The sequence below is a fragment of the Microbispora catharanthi genome (genome assembly GCF_006334915.2).
Classification (GTDB): domain Bacteria; phylum Actinomycetota; class Actinomycetes; order Streptosporangiales; family Streptosporangiaceae; genus Microbispora; species Microbispora catharanthi.
The window spans coordinates 25,783-44,307 of record NZ_VDMA02000015.1 but is presented as its reverse complement, the minus strand read 5'-3'; the positions used below and the strand labels follow the sequence as shown (position 1 = coordinate 44,307).

The window sequence follows — 18,525 nt, the reverse complement described above, 5'->3', positions numbered from 1 at the left end:
ACCGGCGAGTGCACAACTGCGACCAGAAATGCAACCGGGCAGGCTTCCGATCGATCATGATTCGGGAGTCTGCCCAGCTCATTGAGGGTGGGGCGCCAGGGACTCGAACCTTGAACTGACGGATTAAAAGTGCCCTTGATCGGTGCCGTCCGCTGCCACCGCGTGCCACCTTCTACCATTCCATCCGTCATCGTCCCCAGAGCTCTGCCGGGTAATGACGTCGCGTGCAGTGCCGTATCGCGTACACGCGAGTAACCAGCGAGCGAACACGCATCGCTTGACCACCGCCGGCTTGCCTACGCGCCTTTCATGGAGCTGGGAACGGCTACAGCCACCTGCTGCTGAGTCAGGCCACGGCTGCGGCGGATCTCGACCAGGCAGGTTCCCGTCTCGACGGTGCGGTGGGGAGAAAGGGCTCGCTTGACGGGACCTTGACGCCCCCTGGCCCCGAGGGCCGCACGCCCCGGCCGCGCAGGCCTGGTGAGGCGCGCGCACGGCCGCGAATGGCAAGCCCGTGTCAAGCCGGTCTCGCGATGCTGTCGGAGACCTTATAGGCCGGCGTCGCCCGGCGTGACGGTTTCGGCCTTCGGTTCTCCTCTCTCCTTGTCTCACCGTCATACCGACCCCTGGAGCGTTATGAGACACCACCGGCGACGGCTGCCGCTTCTCGGCGCCACGATCGCCGCCTGTCTGTCCGTACTGACCACCCCCGCGAACATCGCACTGGCCGCCCCCGCGCCCAGCCCGCCGGCCGCCTCCGCCGCCCCGGGGTCCGCCCAGCCGCCCGCGGACCGGCCGGAACACCTCGACCGATCGTCCGTCCAGCCGGCCCAGCGTGACCGCGTGCTCGGCGCGAACTGGCAGAAGTCCACCGATGTCGCCGTCACCACGGCCGGCGACGCGACCGGGTTCCACGTGCTCACGGCGACGGCCGGAACGGGCTACCAGTGGCGGACCGTCGCCACGCTCAGCGAGCCCGGCATGGACACCGACCAGTGGATCGGCAACGCCTGCCTGACCGGATCCGGCAAGAAGATCGTGGCCGTCTACGCGCCGCGCCACTTCACCAACCGGTCCTGGCTGTTCAGCCGGGGCGCGTTCGCCGCGATCATCGACGCCGAGACCGGCGCGGTCACCAAGCTCAAGGACCAGGTGACTCTCGCCTACTTCAACCCGGGCTGCGGCGCCGGTGACACGGTCGCGCTCACGCAGGGCGTCAGCGAGCAGCGCGACACCACGCGCCTGCTCATGGTGGACACCGCCACCAAGCGCGTGACCCGGGCCGTCGTGGCCTCCGGCCAGGTCACCTCGGCCGTCCCCGTGGGAGACACGCTGGTGGCGGCGCACGGGCGGCGGCTCGTGGAGGTGCGGACCGGCGGCGAGCTGAAGCAGCTCGCGGACACGGGCTCGGTGCCCTTCGACCTCCGCGCGACCGCCGACGGCGGCGTGGCCTTCGCGGCGCGCGACGGCGCGACCGTTACGATCCGGCAGTACCTGCGCGGGGAGACCCGGGAGCTGGCGTCGGGTCCCCTGGGCGAGCTGGCGGTGCACGCCGGCACGAACGGCCGCGTCTTCCTCGTGGGCAAGACCGAGCGGCGCGGCGCCCTGCCCCAGGCCGTGTCGGTGCTGGACGCGCCGGCGACGGCCGACGTGTCCTCGGAGGGCGGTCTGGCGATCACGGCGGCGGCGCGGCGAGGACTGCGCGCCGGACCCGGCGCCCCACCCGCCGGGCGGCCGGACCCCGCCGCCTCCCAGGGCGACGACAAGCGCGGCGTCAGCCCTGACATGCCGGACGGGGAGCCCGTCGACATCACCGCGCGGGTCGTCGCGACGAAGGCGGACGTCGGCTTCGAGGTGCAGCCCGGCGCGGACCTCGCCCCCGACGCCTCCTCGGGACGTGTGGCCAACCCCCGGCTGGCGCTGACCTCCAAGACGGCGGGCGCCGCCGTGACCGCGGCCGTCACCGGGACCGTCGACCAGGGCTACACCTGCGCCGTCCCGCGCAACGACCCGGCGATCCAGGCGTACCAGCCGCATTGGCGCCAGGTGGAGTGGGCGGTGGACCAGCTCGTCTTCAAGAACCGGCTGCAGGTGACGCGCCCGAACAACTGGAAGGGCTCGGGGCTGCCCGGGTGGAACCCGCAGACCGAGTTCCCCGCCCCGGACCTGCAGGGAGGCGGCCGCATCCCTGTGTCGATCATGTTCGGCATCCTCGCGCAGGAGTCCAACCTCTGGCAGGCCCAGCGGAGTGTGCAGGAGGGCGAGACCGGCAACCCGCTCGTCGGCAACTACTACGGCGTGAACATCTACGACAGCGACCCCACCAACGACTGGGCGGTCGACTTCTCCAAGGCCGACTGCGGGTACGGCATCTCCCAGCAGACCGACAACATGAGAACGGGTGACCCCAGGTGGGACGCCAACAAGCAGAAGCGGGTGGCCCTCGACTACGTCACCAACATCGCCGCGGGGATGTCCACCCTGGCGAGCAAGTGGAACCAGATCTGGACCGACACCGACGGGATGGCGGAGATCAACGACGGTGACCCGTCGAAGATCGAGAACTGGTATCTCGCCGTCTGGGCGTACAACTCGGGCTGGCACGCCAAGGCCGACGCGTGGGGACGGGACGACAACAACCAGCCGAACAACGGCGCGTGGGGTGTGGGCTGGCTGAACAACCCCGCCAACCCCGCCTACCGGCAGGACCGGCACCCGTTCCTGGACGGAAACAGCTACGCCGACGCCGCGCACCCGCAGGACTGGCCCTACCAGGAGAAGGTGCTGGGCTGGGCGGCGTGGCCGATCACCAAGACCTACCTGGACCCCGCCACGAACAAGCTCGTCACGGAGGGCGGGTACAACTACGCCTGGTGGACCTCCGTCAGCGACCGCACCAAGGTCGTGCCCATCGTCCTCAACACGTCGTTCGTGGACGTCAACGCCTTCTGCGTGCCGGCTTCCGCGGGACCCGACAACAACGAATGCCAGCCGCCCTCGAACAACAGGCCAGGCACGTGCCAGCGGGCGGACTCCAAGTGCTGGTGGCACCTGCCCAAGACGTGGAAGACCTGCCCGTCGGCGTGCGGCAACGAGGCGTCACTGCGGTACGACTCGACCTGGGCCGGAACGGAACGCGTCGAGCCCACCGACCAGTGGACGCCGTGCCTGACGCCGGGACTCCCACCGGTCACCGGGGACACGACGAAGGTCCTGATCGTCGACGACGTGACCGTCCCGGCGATCCGCGGCGGCTGCGACAACTCCGGGTGGACCAACCACGGCACCCTGACGTTCGAATTCGCCACCGACTCCGCGGGCAGGGTGCCCGCCAGGGCCGACTTCCAGCAGCTCGGCAACGGGTTCGGCGGCCATGAGTGGTTCGGGTACACGCGGACGTGGTCCAGGAACGGCGGCGTGATGCAGGTGACCGGCACCTGGCAGCCGGACCAGGCCATCAACGGGTGGGCCCGTGTCCTCGTCCACATCCCGAAACGGCGTGCGGAGACGCAGCAGGCTCCGTACAAGGTCGACCTGGGCAACGGCGTCACGGAGACCCGCTACCTCAACCAGAGCCGGGAGCAGAACCAGTGGTACAACCTGGGCGTCTTCCAGTTCGTCGGGACCCCGAAGGTGTCGCTCACCAACCTGAACCTGGAAGGCGACGGCACGTCGGCCATCTCCTGGGACGCGATCGCCTTCCAGGTGCTCGCGAAGCGACCCAAGCATTTCGTCGTCGCCATGGGTGACTCCATCACCTCAGGCGAAGGAGTCGGCAACTACTACCCCGAGACCGACTTCGAGTACAAGACCCCCAGGTGGAACGCCTGCCGGCGCAGCAAGGACGCCTGGATCAGGCAGACGGTCCTGCCGGGTGAGACCCAGACCATCGGCCAGCTCGCCGACTCCTTCGACCCGAAGCTGGACTTCGCGTTCGTGGCCTGCTCCGGCGCCTGGACGCTGGACATGACCAAAGAGCAGTACTGGTGGATGGATGAGCCGATCGGATCCTGGTCGGACTACCGCGGGCACGCGGACGGCAGGTTCCGGGAGGCTGCCCAGCTCAACAGCGGCTTCCTGAACAAGAACACGACGCTGGTCGCCCTGTCGATCGGCGCCAACGACGCGAGGTGGTCCGACGTCATCCTGGAGTGCTACGTCCTCAACTGCAACGACGACGACGGTCACTTCGAGGCCGACATCCCCGCCGTGCTCAACTACCGGACGCTGTCGGGAGAACCGGCGAATGTCGCGAACGTCCTCCAGCAGATCGAGACCCAGACGAAGAACGGCGACGCGGCCCGCGGGAAGGACGCGAAGATCGTGCTCATGGGCTATCCGGACGTGTTCGGCACCGCGCCGGACTGCGCGCACTTCGACACCTACGAGCGGGCGACCCTGCACGGGGTCGCCGAGTACCTGGTCAACGAGACGAAGGACACCATCCGGATCCTGAGGGACGCCGGGCTCGAGGTGTCCTTCGCCGACTCCATGCCGGCGTTCACCGGGCACGGGATGTGCGACAGCGACAGATGGATCAACCCCGTCATGTTCACCAAGACCGGCCCGGGCGACTTCGGTGACCTTTTCGACGGCTGCATCAGCGACGGAGTGCGCTGCGCGAGCCGCAGCTCCATGCACCCCACCAAGAGAGGGGCGACGGAGTTCGCCACCGTGCTCGGCAACCACCTCCGTAGCTCCGAGGTGAACTACACAGGCTGGTAGACACATCAGAGACAGTGAGGCGGGCACCTCGTATGGAGGCGCCCCGCCTCACCGTCCCTCCCCGTGGAGGCGCTGCCGGCGACCCGGGCCGCTGGGAGCGGCCCGGGTCGCCGTTCGTCCGGCCAGGTCAGAACGCGTAGTTCCAGTCCCCGTCGGCGTACACGCCGTTGACGTAGAGATAGGTGGTCACCATGCCGACCTTGGCCCAGTCCGCGGATCCGCTGAGGGTGGTGACGTGCCGGGTCGAGCCGATAGAGCCGCCGTTGCTGGCCGACTTGCAGGTCAGCAGGCCCCAGCTGCCGTTGTTCAGGGTCTGATGGCCGCAAACCTCCAGCGTGATCGTGGCGTTCGAGTCGCGGTAGATGTACGCGTCCACGCTCCACGAGTAGTTGCTGAAGGTGATCGTGCCCCAGCTGGCGCTGCCATCGGAGGCCGACTCGCTGAAGCTGCGGGTGACGCCGGCCTCGGCGGGCGAGGCGGTGAGGACGCTGAGGCCCAGGGCGGCCGTGGTCGCCGCTGCGGCGAGCTTCCGTGTGGTCTTCATGATGTCTCCGTTTCTTTCGTGTCCCGGAGAGCATCGCCAGGGCGGCTTGACACAGGCTTGCCACTCGCGGCGGCGTGGGGGCGGGACGAGGGGTCGTCGCGGGCGGTCGCGTCAAGGGCATGTCAAGCCGAGAGCCGGATGCTCCCGATGGCCGATCGTGTGGATCGCCGACGAGGAGGATTCCAGATGCGCGAAGTCCGCATCACATCGCGGTCGCGCCGGCTGCGCCGTCACGTGCCCGTGCCGGCCAGCCGCTCGTGGACCAGCGCCAGGTCAGGGTGGTCCAGCTCGGTGAGGATGTCGAGGGCCTGATGCCAGATCAGGCGGGCGCCCCGGTCGTCGCCGGCCGCGCGCAGCACGTCGCCGAGCTTCGACAGCGTGTCCGCCTCGAAGTAGCGTTCGCCGGCCTTCCTGAACAGGCCCGCCGCGCGTTTGTAGCACGAGGCCGCCTCGTCGGGGTCGGGCAGCTTCTGATACCCCAGCCCGAGCCCGTCGAGAGCGGCGGCCTGCCCGTGCAGGTCGCCGGCACGCTCGAACAGCGTCAGCGCCTCCCGGCAGTAGAGGATGGCGTGCTCGGGATGGTCGAGCAGGGCGTGGCTCTGACCGACCGAGTTGAGCGCCCGGGCCTCCTCCACCGTGTCGTCGATCAGCCTCACCAGGTGCAGCGCCTGTTCGGCGTTCTCCAGTGCCTCCTGGTAACGGTCCTGGACCCCGTAGAGCCAGCCGAGGTTGTTGTAGCAGCCCGCCTGGCCGCGCACGTCCTGGAGCTCGGTGAACAGCGCGAGCGCGGCGCGCAGGTCCGCCTCCGCCGCCTCGAACATCTGCATCTGCGTGTACGCGGAGGCGAGGTCGCGGTGGCACAGGGCCTGACCGGCGAGGTCCCCGGTCCGGCGGGCCGCGTCGAGCGCGACGGTCTCGGCCTTGGCCCACTCGTCCCAGAAGCCGCGCCGGTCGAGAAAGTCGACCATGGTCCAGGCGAGCCGCCAGGCGTGCGCCGGGAAGCCCTTCGCCACCGACCACGGGACCATCGCCTGCAACACCGGACGTTCCTCGGCGAACCAGGTCATGGCGTGGTCGTAGTCCGGGTGCTCCTGGGGGGCCGCCCCCGGGGCGGGGGGCGCGAGACCGAGTGGGTCCGGGCGCGGATTGATGACCATCGTGGCCACGTGCGCGGTGTGCAGGTAGTGGTCGAGCAGCCGCAGCGGCGCGGCACGGCTCTCGTCGGCGCTGTCGCGGTCAGCGAGCTCCCTGGCGTAGGCGCGCAGCAGGTCGTGCAGGGCGAACCGCCCGGGGAGGTGCTCGGTGACCAGATGGGCGCGGGCCAGTTCCGTGAGCAGGTCGCGCGCCCGCCCGTGCGGAAGCCCGGCCAGGGCGGCGGCGGCCCGCGTGGAGACGTCCGGCCCCGGGTGCAGCGCCAGCAGGCGGAACAGGCGCGCGGCCGGCGCGCCGAGCGTGCGGTACGACCAGGAGAAGACCCCCCGGACGTCCGTCGCCCGGTCCTCGCCGCCGAACGGGTCGAGCTCAGCGCCCGCGCCGCGCACCCGCGCCACCAGGTCGGCCAGCGGCAGGTCCGGCTCGGTGGCCGCGCGTGCCGCCAGGACGGCGAGGGCGAGGGGCAGGCGCGCGCACAGCGCGACCAGATCGTCGGCCGCCTCGCCCTCGGCCGCGAGCCGCGGCGCGCCGATGCGGGCGGCCAGCATCTCCCGGGCCTCCCCGGGCGACAGCAGGCCGATCGTGAGCGGCTGCGCGCCCTCCGCCGCGACCAGCCCGGTGAGGGGATCGCGGCTGGTCACCAGGACCAGGCACCTCGCCCCGCCGGGCAGCAGGGGACGGACCTGCTCGGCGTCGCGCGCGTTGTCGAGCACCACGAGCACGCGCCGTCCGGCCAGAAGACTGCGGTACAGCCCGACCAGCGCGTCCGAGTCCTGGGGGATCCGCTCGGGCGGGGTGTTCAACGCGCCCAGGAAGCGGCGCAGCGCGTCGAACGGATCCACCGGCGCGGCGTCCGGATCGAAGCCGCGCAGGTTCACATAGAGCTGCCCGTCCGGGAACCGGTCCCGCACGCGGTGGGCCCAGTGGACGGCCAGCGTCGTCTTGCCCACCCCGGCGGTCCCCGACAGGCAGCAGACGGTCATCGACGCGGCCCCGGCGAGGACGGCGTCGAGCCGGGCGACCTCGGCCGTCCGCCCGACGAAGTGGGGGAGGTCCGGCGGGAGCTGCGCCGGCACCGGAGGGCGGGGCCGCACCACGGCCGTACGGGCCGGGTCCGGCGTCCGGGCATGCAGCGAGGCGTCTCCGGCGAGGATCATCTGGTGGAGCCGGCGCAGCTCCGCGGTGGGTTCCAGGCCCAGCTCGCGGCTGAAGTGGGCACGCGCCCTGCGGTACACCGCCAGCGCCTCGGGCGGACGGCCGTCGCGGTAGAGCGCCACCATGTAGGCCCGGATCGGCCTCTCCCTGTCGGGGTGCCGCAGCACCAGGTCGGCGAGCTCGGGCAGCAGCTCCCGGTGCCGGCCGCAGTCCAGCTCGGCCTCCAGACAGGATTCCAGCGCGGACAGCCGCAGCTCCTCGAGCCCGACGCCGACCCGATCACGCATCCGCTCGCTCGCCACGTCGGCGAGCAGCGGACCGCGCCAGTAGGACAGAGCCTCCCGGAGCAGCCGGGCCCGCTCCCCCGGGTCGGACGTCCGTTGCCCCCGTCCGACGCCCTCCCGGAACCGGTGGACGTCCACCGCGCCGGGCTCGGTCTCGGCCAGGTAGCCGTCGCCTCGGCGGAGCAGCCGGAACCCGCGTCCGCCGGTGCGGTCCGGGTCCAGTGTGCCGCGCAGTCGCGCGACGTGGCTCTGCAGTACGCCGCGCGCGTTGTCCGGCGGCTCGCCCTCCCACAGGAGGTCCAGTAACCGCCCGACGGGGATGACCCGCCCGGTGTCGAGCAGCAGCAGCCCGAGCAGGCACCGCTCCGCCCGCCGCCCGAGTGCCACCTGTCCGTCGACGTCCCATACCTCGACGGGGCCGAGGAGCCGGAAATCCATGCTGACCTCCCCGCCCGCTGACGGCCGCTCCCGTGGGGCGGCGGCGGGTCATCGGCGTTCCGCGACGGTGGCGGCCCACAGTCTATTCGTGCCCGCCGACATATGATCAAGGCGGTGCCCGGCGCCGTGCGAACCTTTTGTCCCCGGGCGCCTTCACGCGGCCCGTACGGCCCGATGCGGACCACCATCCCGGGCGCGGATTAGAAGCTGATCGACGTCCTGGGAAAACGTGCTGTGACCAGGGGCCGAGTGTCCAGGTGAGTCCGGCCGCGTCCGCCTTCGTCTGGTGACGTTGCCGTCAACGGTTGCCGTCAGTTCGGAGACTTCCGAACCTGCTCACTCGAGCTGGCTATAAAAGGTCATTTCCGTATCAAGGGCGTACAGACTTTTCGTCGGACTCGCATGCCAGGATCTCCATGATCTGTTCCCGGAGAGAACAGGATTCCCATGAGCGGCTACGACTGGCTCGATGACGATGCGTTCTGCGCAACCTTCGTCTGCGGCCTTACCCCGCACGAGGCGCTGGCCCGCCTTGGCATCGAGGTATTCGACGGCGATGACGAGGAAGGCGAGATCGAGGAGGGCCTCATCTCAGCCCGGTCAGCCGAGGGCGGCACCATTCTGAGCGAAGAGAACGGCTACGCCGGCACGCTGGACGAGGTGCTGCGGCCCTTGTCGGCTGGGACGGTCACGGCGAGCGTCTTCGTCAACGTGAACAGGCTCGCGTCCTTCGACCATGACGCCGACGGCCGCAGGATCCTGTCCTTCGATCCGCTGTTTCCCGGCGACGAGGACGGCATCCCGGAGGACTACCTGGCCGACCGGGTCGAGCTCGGACTCGTTGGCGACAAGTCGGAGGGCGGGCTTGTCGCTGCGCTGCTGCTGGCCGAGCGCATCACCGGGGTGCGGCCGAACGCTTCAAGTGACATTGTGGCCGCACACGGCGTTCTCGAGCACTGAGCGCTCCCGCCCTGTTTCCACAGCTCGATAGGGCGGCCCTGAAGGCCGTGCGCGAAGATCTGGTGCTGCGCAACGTCGCGAAGAACGTCCAACTGGGCACTGTCGAGCGGCCGGAGATCCAGGCGCTCACCCTCGACGAGGCCAGGCAGTTCCTCCGGCAGGCGCGCAAGGGCCGGTTCTACGCGGTGTACGCGGTGGCTCTGGGCGTTGGCGTCCGGCGCGGTGAGGCGCTCGGGCTCCGCTGGGATGACGTCGACCTGGACAAGCCCGGACGATCATGGAGATCCTCGGCCACAGCACGATCGTGCTGACGATGAACACCTACGCTCACGTGCTACCCGAGCACCAGGCGACCGCGCTCAAGCTCGAAAAGGCGCTGGGAGGTCTCGCTTAGAGAGAGCTGAGTGAACGAGGGTCCGCCCGCCGCCGGGGATGGCAGGCGATGATCTGTTGCGGCAAAGTCATACCAACCACCTCGCCGGGAGTCCTCAACGTGAACAACCCAACATCGTTCACCGACCGTGAGAACTGGTCCGGTGAATGGTATGAACTGGCCATCGAGATCGGCGACACCAGCGATAAACGCCTTCAAGGGGCTCTGTCGGCACTCTGGCGAGCGGCTGCCATCGAGGGCTGCTACGGCCGCGATCGTGAGCCCGAGGAGCAGGACGAGGTCGCCTGCACCGTCTCATCACTGGCCGAATTCGGTTTCCTGCGAGGTACGGTCACTCTTCCGACCGGCCATCGGGTTGTGTGCGGATGCGTGGCTGTTCGTGAGGATGGCGGCTCGGACTGGCTCGACTTCTACCTACCGGTGGCCGCGCTCGAGCGCATTGACGAGCGGTTCGGAAGCTACCGTTTCGATCAGGCCGGCGGAAAGGCAGTTTTCGGTTGGCGGCGCACGTACGACGACTGGCTGGCCGACATCGGAACCAGCGTCTATCAGGAGGTCCCGTTCCAACTCGGCTTGATCGGCTTCGAGACGTCAGGCACCATCGACGCGCGTGAACTGAACGGCACCCCGCCCGAAGAACGCTGGATGGGATACCTGTTGCCGGCTGACGGGGTCCTTCGCTACGTGGCCGCCAATAGGTGACCGGCGTTGCCGTCAACCGTTGCCGTCAACAGCCCTTAACGATCATCTTCGCAGAGCTGTTTTCGCTGGTGGGGCGCCAGGGACTCGAACCCTGAACCGACGGATTAAAAGTCCGCAGCTCTGCCATTGAGCTAGCACCCCTTGGTCGTGCCCCGCGAACCCCGCCCGCGTCGCGGTCTGATCCGTGGAACACTCCCCAAGATGCAGGGTACAGAGAGTACCGCGTCTTCGGCGACGCCATTGTCCCTGATCGCCCCGCCATCGGTCTCGGCAGGCCCTGGCGAGGGGCCATGACGCAGGTCGTCAGCGGAAGGCGTCAAGGCCCGTGAGCGCCTTGCCCAGAGTCAGCAGATGCACTTCCTGAGTGCCCTCGTATGTGAGCACGGACTCCAGGTTGGTCATGTGCCTGATGACCGGATACTCCAACGTGACCCCGTTGGCCCCGAGCACCGTACGCGCCTCGCGGGCGATGTCGAGCGCGGCCCGGACGTTGGCCAGCTTGCCGAAGCTGACCTGGGTGGGCTTCAGCTTCCCGGCGTCCTTGAGCCGGCCGAGGTGAAGGGCGGTGAGCCCGGCATGGCCGAGCGCGACCGCCATCCAGGCCAGCTTCTCCTGCGTGAGCTGGAAGGCGCCGATCGGCTTGCCGAACTGCACCCGCGTGGTGGCGTAGTCCACGGCCGCCTCCAGGCAGGCCCGGCCCGCTCCGACCACGCCCCACAGGATGCCGTACCGCGCCTCCGTGAGACACGACAGCGGGCCCTTCAGCCCTGCGACGCCAGGCAGCACCGCGGAGGCGGGCAGCCGTACGTCGTCGAAGTACAGGGAGGCCGTGACCGAGGCCCGCAGCGACAGCTTGCGGTGGATCTCGGCGGACGAGAAGCCGGGGGTCGAGGTGGGGACGACGAAACCGCGGATGCCCTCGTCGGTCCGCGCCCACACGACGGCGACGTCGGCGATCGAGCCATTGGTGATCCACATCTTGGCGCCGTTCAGGATCCAGTCGCCGGACGGGTCCTGCTTGGCGGTGGTGCGCATGCCGGCGGGGTCGGACCCGTGGTCGGGCTCGGTCAGGCCGAAGCAGCCGATGGCCTCCCCTGACGCCAGCCGGGGCAGCCACTCCTCCTTCTGCTCGTCCGAGCCGTACTTCCAGATCGGGAACATCGCCAGCGACCCCTGCACGGACACGAACGACCGCAGCCCCGAGTCGCCCGCCTCCAGCTCCCGGCAGGCCACGCCGTACGACACGGCGTCGAGCCCGGCGCAGCCGTACCCCTCTAGGTGCATGCCGAGGAGGCCGAGCGAGCCCAGGGCCGGGGCGAGTTCGCGGGCGGGGAACGTGCCCTGCTCGAACCACTCGCCGACGTGGGGGAGGACCTTGCCGGAGACGAGTTCCCTTACGGAGTCCCTGATCATGCGGTGCTCGGGGTCGAGCTGGTCGTCGAGTTCGAGGAGGTCGTCCATGGCGTCAGGGTATCCGGGCCTCCTCGGGGTAGGGCCAGGGGGAATCCCGATGTGCGCCCACCCCCCTGAGAGGCACTGTGGAGGTATGAACGAGATGAACACCAACGGTTCGGTCAAGCAGCTCCACCGCACTCGGAACGGCAGGATCGTCGCCGGGGTGTGCTCGGGCGTCTCCGAGTACACCGGCATCGACGCCAACATCCTGCGCCTCGGGCTCGCCGTCGCGAGCTTCTTCGGCGGCCTCGGCGTCGGCGTCTACGCCGTCGCCTGGCTCCTCCTCCCCGAGGAGGGCAAGAACTCCTCCATCGTCCAGGACCTCATTGACAAGAACAAGGACGGCCGCGCCTGGCAGGACGCCAAGGCCAAGTGGGACAACGTCCAGCAGGGCTGGAACCAGGGCCGCTCCACCCGCACCCCGTACCCCCCGCAGGCTCCGAGCTACGAGCAGCACCCGTACGGCCGGCCCTCCGACGGCGACTCCCAGAACCAGGGTCCGCAGGCCTGACTCAGGTAGCGGCGGCCCGGACCTTGGCGATGATCTCCCTGCGCGACTCGGTCCAGAGCATGGCGAGCACGGCCGCGGCACACAGCCCGGCCACGCCCGCCAGCGTCACGACAGCCTCTGGGCCGAGCCGCTGGGCGGCGGCGCCTCCGACGAGGATGCCGACGCCCTGGGCGGCCAGCAGGCCCGACTGCACCAGCCCGAACGCCGCGGCACGTCCCGACGCCGGGACGCACTGGACGAAGGCCGCGTTGGCAGCGAGCTGGTAGGCCCCGCCGACGCCGGACAGCACCCACAGGGCGAGCACGCCCTCCAGCGGTGGCCGGATCACGCACAGCACGAGCGGCGCGCAGGTCATCATGGCCAGCCAGCCCATGCTCCGCAACCGCCCCGACGGCGTGACGAACCGCCCGAAGAAGAACGCGCCGACGACCGTGCCCGTCGGCATCGCCGCCATCAGCAGACCCGTGATCACCGGGACGGGCAGCCTCCCGTCGGCGAGCGCCGCGGCGTACGGAGCCGCGATGCCCTCGGGAATCACGTAGAACCCGCACAGCCAGGCGAACAGCACGAGCGTGCGAAGCCGCCGCTCGCCGAACACCAGGCGCGCGCCGGACAGAGTCATCCGCCACACGGACGGCCGCTCGCCGTCCTCCCGCAGCGGCGCAGGGCGGTGCCGCACCCCCGCGACGATCACCAGAGCCGATCCGAGGAACGTCGCACAGTCCAGCGCCAGCGCCCGATAGGGCCCGAGCACCGCGATCGCCGCGCCCCCGGCGGCGAACCCGAGCATCTGCACGGCCTGGTTGGTCACGTTCTGCAGGGCCGACCCCACGACGTACCGGTCGCCCTCAAGGACCTCGGGCAGCAGCGCCGCGCGGGCGGCCGAGAACGGCGCGCCGAGCAGCACCACGCAGAAGACCAGCGCGCACAGCACGGGAAACGGCGTGGTGGGCAGGGCCATCGCGGCGAGCATCAGGGCGCGCAGCACGTCGCACCAGAGCATGACCCGCCTGCGCGGGTATCGGTCGGCGAGCCCGGCCAGCAGGGGCCCGCCGAGGATGGGCGGCAGGTAGGTCAGCGCGTAGACGGCGGCCGTGGCCAGAGGCGAGGCGGTCCGGCTGTAGACCAGCACCGCGAGCGCCACCTGGGCGAGCTGGTCGCCGAGCAGCGACATGCCCTGTCCGAGCCACAGGGCCCGGAACTCGGGGATCGCGGCGACCTCCCGGTAGGTGGTCCGCACCTCGGGGGAACGGCGGTGCCGGCCGGACAGCCTGCCGGGCTTGGTGGCCGCCATCTCAGTCCGCAGAGGTCGCTCCGCCGGCCGTTTCCGCCGGTGTCCGCCCCGGCGACTGGATCTGACAGTACGTGGTCAACATGTTACTTACAGTGCCCGTCGGGTGTGACTTTTGCAACCCGCTGACGGTCCCATTTCGCGGCCCGCGAACGCCGATCGCCGCCTTGACGAGGGGAAACCCTGGCGAGGGAGACGCCGGGGAAAAGGGCAGTCACCAGCCGAGCTCGTGCAGCCGTTCGTCGTCGATGCCGAAGTGGTGGGCGATCTCGTGGACGACGGTGACGCGGACCTCCTCGACCACGTCGTCCTCGGTCTCGCAGATCTCCAGCGTAGGGTTCCGGTAGATCTCGATGCGGTCCGGGAGGACCCCCGAATACCAGTCGCCCCGCTCGGTCAGCGGAATGCCCGTGTAGAGCCCCAGCAGGCCGGGCTCGGGCGGGTCGTCCACCACCACGACCACGACGTTGTCCATGACCTTGGCCAGATCCGGAGGGATCGTGTCGAGCGCCTCGGCCACGAGCTCCTCGAACCTCTTCAGCGGGACGTCGATCACCGTCTCATCGTGTCATCGCGAGGCGGCCGTGCGATAGCGCCGTACGGCGAGCGGTGCGAACACCGCGATGATCAGCAGCGACCAGCACAGGGACGCCGTCACCGGGTGCTGGAGAGGCCAGGAGGCGGCGGCCGAGCCGGGATTGCCGAACAGCTCCCGGGCGGCCGAGACGACGGCGCTCATCGGGTTCCAGTCCGCGATCGCCCGCAGCCACCCGGGCAGCCCCTCCAGCGGCACGAACGCGTTGGCCAGGAAGGTCATCGGGAACAGCCAGCCGAACGTCGCGGCGTCCGCCTGCGCGCCGTTCTTGACGAACAGCCCGATGTACGTGCCCAGCCAGATCATCGCGTACCCGAACAGGGCGAGCAGCGCGAAGCCGGCGAGCGTCTCCAGGGGGGTGCTGTGCGGACGCCATCCCGCGATCAGCAGGCCGCACACGCTCATGGTGGCGAGCGACAGCCAGTCCTTGGACATGTCCGCGACGCTCCGCCCGGCCAGTACGGCGGCGCGCGCGATGGGCTGGGCGCGGAAGCGGTCGATGATGCCGCGCGCCATGTCTTCGGCGACCGACGTGGCGGCGGCGACCGCGGACAGCGCCATGACCTGCATGAAGATCCCGGGCATCAGGTAGTTCCGGTAGTCGCCCCCGCCGGGCAGGCTGATCGCGCTGCCGAAGACGTACCCGAACAGGATGGTCATGATGACCGGGGCGACCAGCTCGGCGGCGATCTGGCCGGGCTGGGTGCGCAGTTGGGAGTAGCTGCGGCCCGCGATGACGAACGTGTCGCTCAGGGCCCAGCGCAGCCGTTGCGCCCTCGTCGCGGGAGGTTCCAGGGTGATCACGCGGCCTCCTTCTCCTTGGCGGGCGCGTCCGTGAGCGCCAGGAACACCTCGTCCAGCGTCGGCCGGCGCAGCCCCAGGTCCTCCACGCCGACCCCGGCGGCGTCGAGGGCCGCGGCGACCCTGACCAGGGAGGCGGCGCCGTCCGAGACGGGCACGACGAGCCGCCGTTCGGCGGCGTCGATCTCGGGCTCGCCCGGGAGCACTCCGCGCACGGCCTCGACGCCGGGCGCCAGGTCCGCGGCGTCGCGGAAGGCGACGCTCACGCGGTCGCCGCCCACCTTCGCCTTGAGTGCGGACGGCGATCCGGCCGCGACCACCCGCCCGGCGTCCATGACGGCGATCCGGTCGGCCAGGTGGTCGGCCTCGTCGAGGTACTGCGTGGTGAGCAGCAGGGTCGTCCCCTCGGCGACGAGCCGGCGCAGCACGTCCCACAGCGCGAGGCGGCTGCGAGGGTCGAGGCCGGTGGTCGGCTCGTCCATGAACAGCACCGGCGGGGAGACGATCAGGCTGGCGGCCAGGTCGAGCCTGCGGCGCATGCCACCCGAATACGTCCGCACGGGACGGTTCGCCGCCTGCGTCAGCCCGAACCGCTCCAGCAGCTCCTCGGCCCTGCGGCGGGCCGTACGACGGGGCAGGTGGTAGAGCCGGCCGAACAGCTCCAGGTTGCGGCGTCCGGTCAGCAGCTCGTCCAGTGCCGCGTGCTGGCCGGCGAGGCCGATGCGGTAGCGGAGCCGTTCTGCGTCCCTGACCACGTCGCAGCCGGCCACCCTGGCCGAGCCGCCGTCGGGGCGCAGCAGGGTCGTCAGGACGCGCACCATCGTCGTCTTGCCGGCGCCGTTGGGCCCGAGCAGGCCGCACACCGAGCCGCGCGGCACGTCGAGGTCGACGCCCCGCAGCGCCTCGGTCGTGCCGAACCGCTTGCGTACTCCTTCCGCATGGATCACGGCATCTCCTTAACGCGGTTAAATTTAACAACGTTAAGGATGCATTGAACGCCGTTAAGCTGTCAACCGTGGCACTCGAACGCGACACGATCGTCAGGACCGCCATCCGACTCCTGGACGAGGTGGGGCTGGAGAAGCTGACCCTGCGCAGACTCGCGACCGAGTTGGGCGTGCAGGCCCCCGCCCTCTATTGGCACTTCAAGAACAAGCAGGAACTGCTGGACGAGATGGCCGAGGCGATCTCCGCGCAGGAGCCGTTGCGGCCGCTCGCCGAGGGGGAGTCGTGGGAGGAGTGGCTGGCGGAGTGGTGCAGGGGCCAGCGCCGCGCGTTCAAGTCGCACCGCGACACCGCGCGCCTCACCGCCGGCACCCACCCCGGCACGGCCACGCTGCAGACCGTCGAGACCATCCTGGAATCGCTGCTGCGGGCCGGATTCACCCGTACGGACGCGATGTGGGGTCTCAGCACGCTCGCGAGCTTCCTCGGCGGATTCGTCCTTGAGGAGCAGTCCGACCAGGAACGGGGAACGAGCGACCCGGCCCTGTTCGAGGAGGCGCTGGAGAGTCTCGCGCCGTACCCGAACGTGCGCGCGGTCATGGCCGAGACCAAAGGCCCGCAGACGGACGCGTCCTTCGAGCACGGTATAGCGCTGATTTTGTCCGGTATGCGGGCACGTCAGGAGGCCCGTCCCGACGGTCGGTAACCGGAACACCGTGTTCTGGTAACCAAAAAGGTCGCATCTTCGGGTAGTCAGGAAGGGATGGAGAACTCGAGGTTGAGGGCGTTCGCCCATAGGACGGTCGGCAGTCGGCTCGCCCGTGTGTCCGCCCGTGTGCTCGCGGTCGTGCTGGCGGCGGTGATCGGCGGATGGCTCGGGATGGCGTTCGGCGCCAAGGTGGACACACCGGTCGGGCCCGCCGACATCGGGATGTCCCTGGCGCCGTCCTGGAGCGGGGAGACCGTCATCGACGTGCGGCCCCTCGGGACGCTGAGCTTCGACAGCCACAACGGCCCGCTGCGGCTCGACCTGTCGATCGAGGCGGTTCATCCGGAGGTGGCGGAGGAGATTCTCAAAAACCCCCGGTGGGCCGATCGGCTGCCGACGACCATCGAGGACGACGTCATCTCCGGGCTGCGGAGCCTCGTCGTGCGCGCGGTGCTGTTCGCCGTCGTCGCCGGGTTCCTCACCGGCCTGGTCGCCTTCCGGCGGCTGTCGCGGGCGGCCTGGACCGCGGCGGGCTCGCTGGCGATGGTCGTCGTCCTCGGCGGCGTCTCCGCGCTGACGTTCAACCCCCGTTCGATCGCCGAGCCCCGGTACACCGGGCTGCTCACGGGCGTGCCGTCCCTGGTCGGCAGCGCCCAGTCGATCGTGACCAAGTTCACCGAATATCGCGGCCAGCTCGCCAAGCTGGTGACCAACGTGTCCCAGCTGTACGAGGCGGGGTCGAATCTGCCGATCTTCGACCCGGATCCGGGGACCATCCGCGTGCTGCACGTCTCCGACCTGCACATCAATCCGCTGGCCTGGAATGTGATCAAGTCGCTGAAGGACCAGTTCAAGGTCGACCTCATCATCGACACCGGCGACATCAGCGACCATGGGACCAAGGCCGAGAACGAGTTCGTCAAGGAGATCGGCTCGCTCGATGTGCCGTACGTCTACGTGCGCGGCAACCACGACTCCATGACGACCCAGCGGGCGGTCGAGAAGCAGAAGAACGCGGTCGTGCTGGACGGCGCCGCCGCCACCGTCAAGGGGCTGAGCATCTACGGCATCGGCGACCCGAGGTTCACCCCCGACAAGTCCGTGCAGGCGGCGGGCGACGAGAGCAAGAGCCTCCTCGACCTCGGCCGGGCCAACGCGGCCAAGCTGGCGCCGCGCGAGCGGCCCAGGTCCGCCTCCACCTCGGCTCCGGACAAGATCGCCGCCGACATCGTGGCCGTCCACGACCCGACCGTGGGCCGGGGCCTGTCCGGGTATGTGCCGCTCGTGCTGAGCGGGCACGTCCACGCGCGGTCCACCGAGCTGCTGCCCTCGGGCACCCGCCTGATGATCCAGGGGTCCACCGGCGGCGCGGGACTGCGCGGCCTGGAACACGACGAGCCGACCCCGCTGACCGCCTCGGTGCTCTACTTCGGCAAGAGCAGCCACCGCCTGGAGGCCTGGGACGACATCACCGTCGGCGGCCTCGGCGAGCAGTGGATCCAGTGTGAGCGTCATATCGAGCCGGACCCTGGTCGTACAATTTCTCCCGAGTCGCCGCAGGCGCCGTCGCCGACGGCAACCGGCAGCGGCTCGCCGTCGCCGGCCGCTTTGGCATCAGGGGCAAACGTCCCCTATGCTTCAGAGGTCTCCGACGGAAGGCGTCACGGAACAGGGCGAAAGCCTTGAGCCCCCATCGTCTAGCGGCCTAGGACACCGCCCTTTCAAGGCGGCGGCACGGGTTCGAATCCCGTTGGGGGCACGTGGAGCGCGTCGAGCGCGCCGGATGACGGAAGGTCGAAGACCTCCCGAAAGCTGGTAAGCTAGGCGAGCCGAACAACACGGGGAAGCGAAAGCCCCCCGGACA

14 protein-coding genes and 2 tRNA genes are annotated in these 18,525 nt (G+C 69.9%); 8 read left to right on the top strand and 8 right to left on the bottom strand.

The window, feature by feature from the left end:
• Positions 1-636 precede the first annotated feature (636 nt).
• A complete protein-coding gene (locus tag FH610_RS25995; protein WP_139577452.1) occupies positions 637-4,725 on the top strand; it encodes a golvesin C-terminal-like domain-containing protein in 4,089 nt (1,362 codons plus the stop codon).
• Positions 4,726-4,852: 127 nt separating this feature from the next.
• Here the strand turns inward: FH610_RS25995 and FH610_RS25990 are convergent, their stop codons facing one another.
• Both FH610_RS25990 and FH610_RS25985 read right to left on the bottom strand, forming a co-directional pair.
• On the bottom strand, positions 4,853-5,269 hold the full coding sequence (locus tag FH610_RS25990) for a hypothetical protein (protein ID WP_139577451.1): 417 nt from the start codon (positions 5,267-5,269) through the stop codon (positions 4,853-4,855).
• A gap of 230 nt (positions 5,270-5,499) precedes the next feature.
• Positions 5,500-8,298, bottom strand: coding sequence for an AfsR/SARP family transcriptional regulator (locus FH610_RS25985; protein ID WP_139577450.1), 2,799 nt, complete (start codon positions 8,296-8,298; stop codon positions 5,500-5,502).
• Positions 8,299-8,745: 447 nt separating this feature from the next.
• Here FH610_RS25985 and FH610_RS25980 point away from each other — a divergent pair, with 447 nt between their 5' ends.
• The 3 genes from FH610_RS25980 (at position 8,746) to FH610_RS25970 (ending at position 10,354) form a co-directional block, all read left to right on the top strand.
• Positions 8,746-9,258, top strand: a complete 513-nt coding sequence (locus tag FH610_RS25980) for a DUF6461 domain-containing protein (protein WP_139577449.1) — start codon at positions 8,746-8,748, stop codon at positions 9,256-9,258.
• A gap of 47 nt (positions 9,259-9,305) precedes the next feature.
• Positions 9,306-9,569: a site-specific integrase gene (locus FH610_RS25975; RefSeq protein WP_139577448.1), complete on the top strand. Its 264-nt coding sequence runs from the start codon at positions 9,306-9,308 to the stop codon at positions 9,567-9,569.
• Positions 9,570-9,751: 182 nt separating this feature from the next.
• Positions 9,752-10,354 carry a hypothetical protein gene (locus FH610_RS25970; protein WP_205826065.1) on the top strand — a complete coding sequence of 201 codons (603 nt, stop codon included), beginning with the start codon at positions 9,752-9,754 and terminating at the stop codon, positions 10,352-10,354.
• A 66-nt stretch (positions 10,355-10,420) separates the two neighbouring features.
• Here FH610_RS25970 and FH610_RS25965 read toward each other — a convergent pair.
• Both FH610_RS25965 and FH610_RS25960 read right to left on the bottom strand, forming a co-directional pair.
• Positions 10,421-10,495, bottom strand: a tRNA-Lys gene (locus FH610_RS25965).
• Positions 10,496-10,657: 162 nt separating this feature from the next.
• The gene (locus FH610_RS25960; protein ID WP_139577447.1) at positions 10,658-11,815 is read right to left on the bottom strand and encodes an acyl-CoA dehydrogenase family protein; all 1,158 of its coding nucleotides are present in this window, start codon (positions 11,813-11,815) and stop codon (positions 10,658-10,660) included.
• 85 nt (positions 11,816-11,900) lie between these two features.
• Between FH610_RS25960 and FH610_RS25955 the strand changes: the two genes are divergently transcribed.
• Positions 11,901-12,320 (top strand): PspC domain-containing protein, encoded by a 420-nt coding sequence (locus FH610_RS25955; RefSeq protein WP_139577446.1) that lies wholly within the window; start codon positions 11,901-11,903, stop codon positions 12,318-12,320.
• A 1-nt stretch (position 12,321) separates the two neighbouring features.
• On the opposite strand, the gene FH610_RS25950 is transcribed toward FH610_RS25955, so the two are convergent.
• The 4 genes from FH610_RS25950 to FH610_RS25935 all read right to left on the bottom strand — a co-directional run bounded on the left by FH610_RS25950 (position 12,322) and on the right by FH610_RS25935 (position 15,954).
• A complete protein-coding gene (locus FH610_RS25950; protein WP_139577445.1) occupies positions 12,322-13,614 on the bottom strand; it encodes an MFS transporter in 1,293 nt (430 codons plus the stop codon).
• A 211-nt stretch (positions 13,615-13,825) separates the two neighbouring features.
• Complete coding sequence (locus tag FH610_RS25945) at positions 13,826-14,167, bottom strand: metallopeptidase family protein (RefSeq protein WP_030512067.1); 342 nt, start codon at positions 14,165-14,167, stop codon at positions 13,826-13,828.
• Between the two features lie 12 nt (positions 14,168-14,179).
• Entirely contained in the window at positions 14,180-15,010 is an 831-nt protein-coding gene (locus tag FH610_RS25940; protein ID WP_240809198.1) for an ABC transporter permease, read from the bottom strand.
• On the bottom strand, positions 15,007-15,954 hold the full coding sequence (locus FH610_RS25935) for an ATP-binding cassette domain-containing protein (RefSeq protein ID WP_139577444.1): 948 nt from the start codon (positions 15,952-15,954) through the stop codon (positions 15,007-15,009). The genes FH610_RS25940 and FH610_RS25935 overlap by 4 nt, the downstream gene beginning before the upstream one ends.
• 68 nt (positions 15,955-16,022) lie before the next feature.
• On the opposite strand from FH610_RS25935, the gene FH610_RS25930 reads away from it, so the two are divergent.
• The 3 genes from FH610_RS25930 (at position 16,023) to FH610_RS25920 (ending at position 18,420) form a co-directional block, all read left to right on the top strand.
• On the top strand, positions 16,023-16,658 hold the full coding sequence (locus FH610_RS25930; protein ID WP_161628081.1) for a TetR/AcrR family transcriptional regulator C-terminal domain-containing protein: 636 nt from the start codon (positions 16,023-16,025) through the stop codon (positions 16,656-16,658).
• 117 nt (positions 16,659-16,775) lie between these two features.
• The gene (locus FH610_RS25925; protein WP_338104583.1) at positions 16,776-18,347 is read left to right on the top strand and encodes a metallophosphoesterase family protein; all 1,572 of its coding nucleotides are present in this window, start codon (positions 16,776-16,778) and stop codon (positions 18,345-18,347) included.
• Positions 18,348-18,420, top strand: a tRNA-Glu gene (locus FH610_RS25920).
• Positions 18,421-18,525 lie beyond the last annotated feature (105 nt).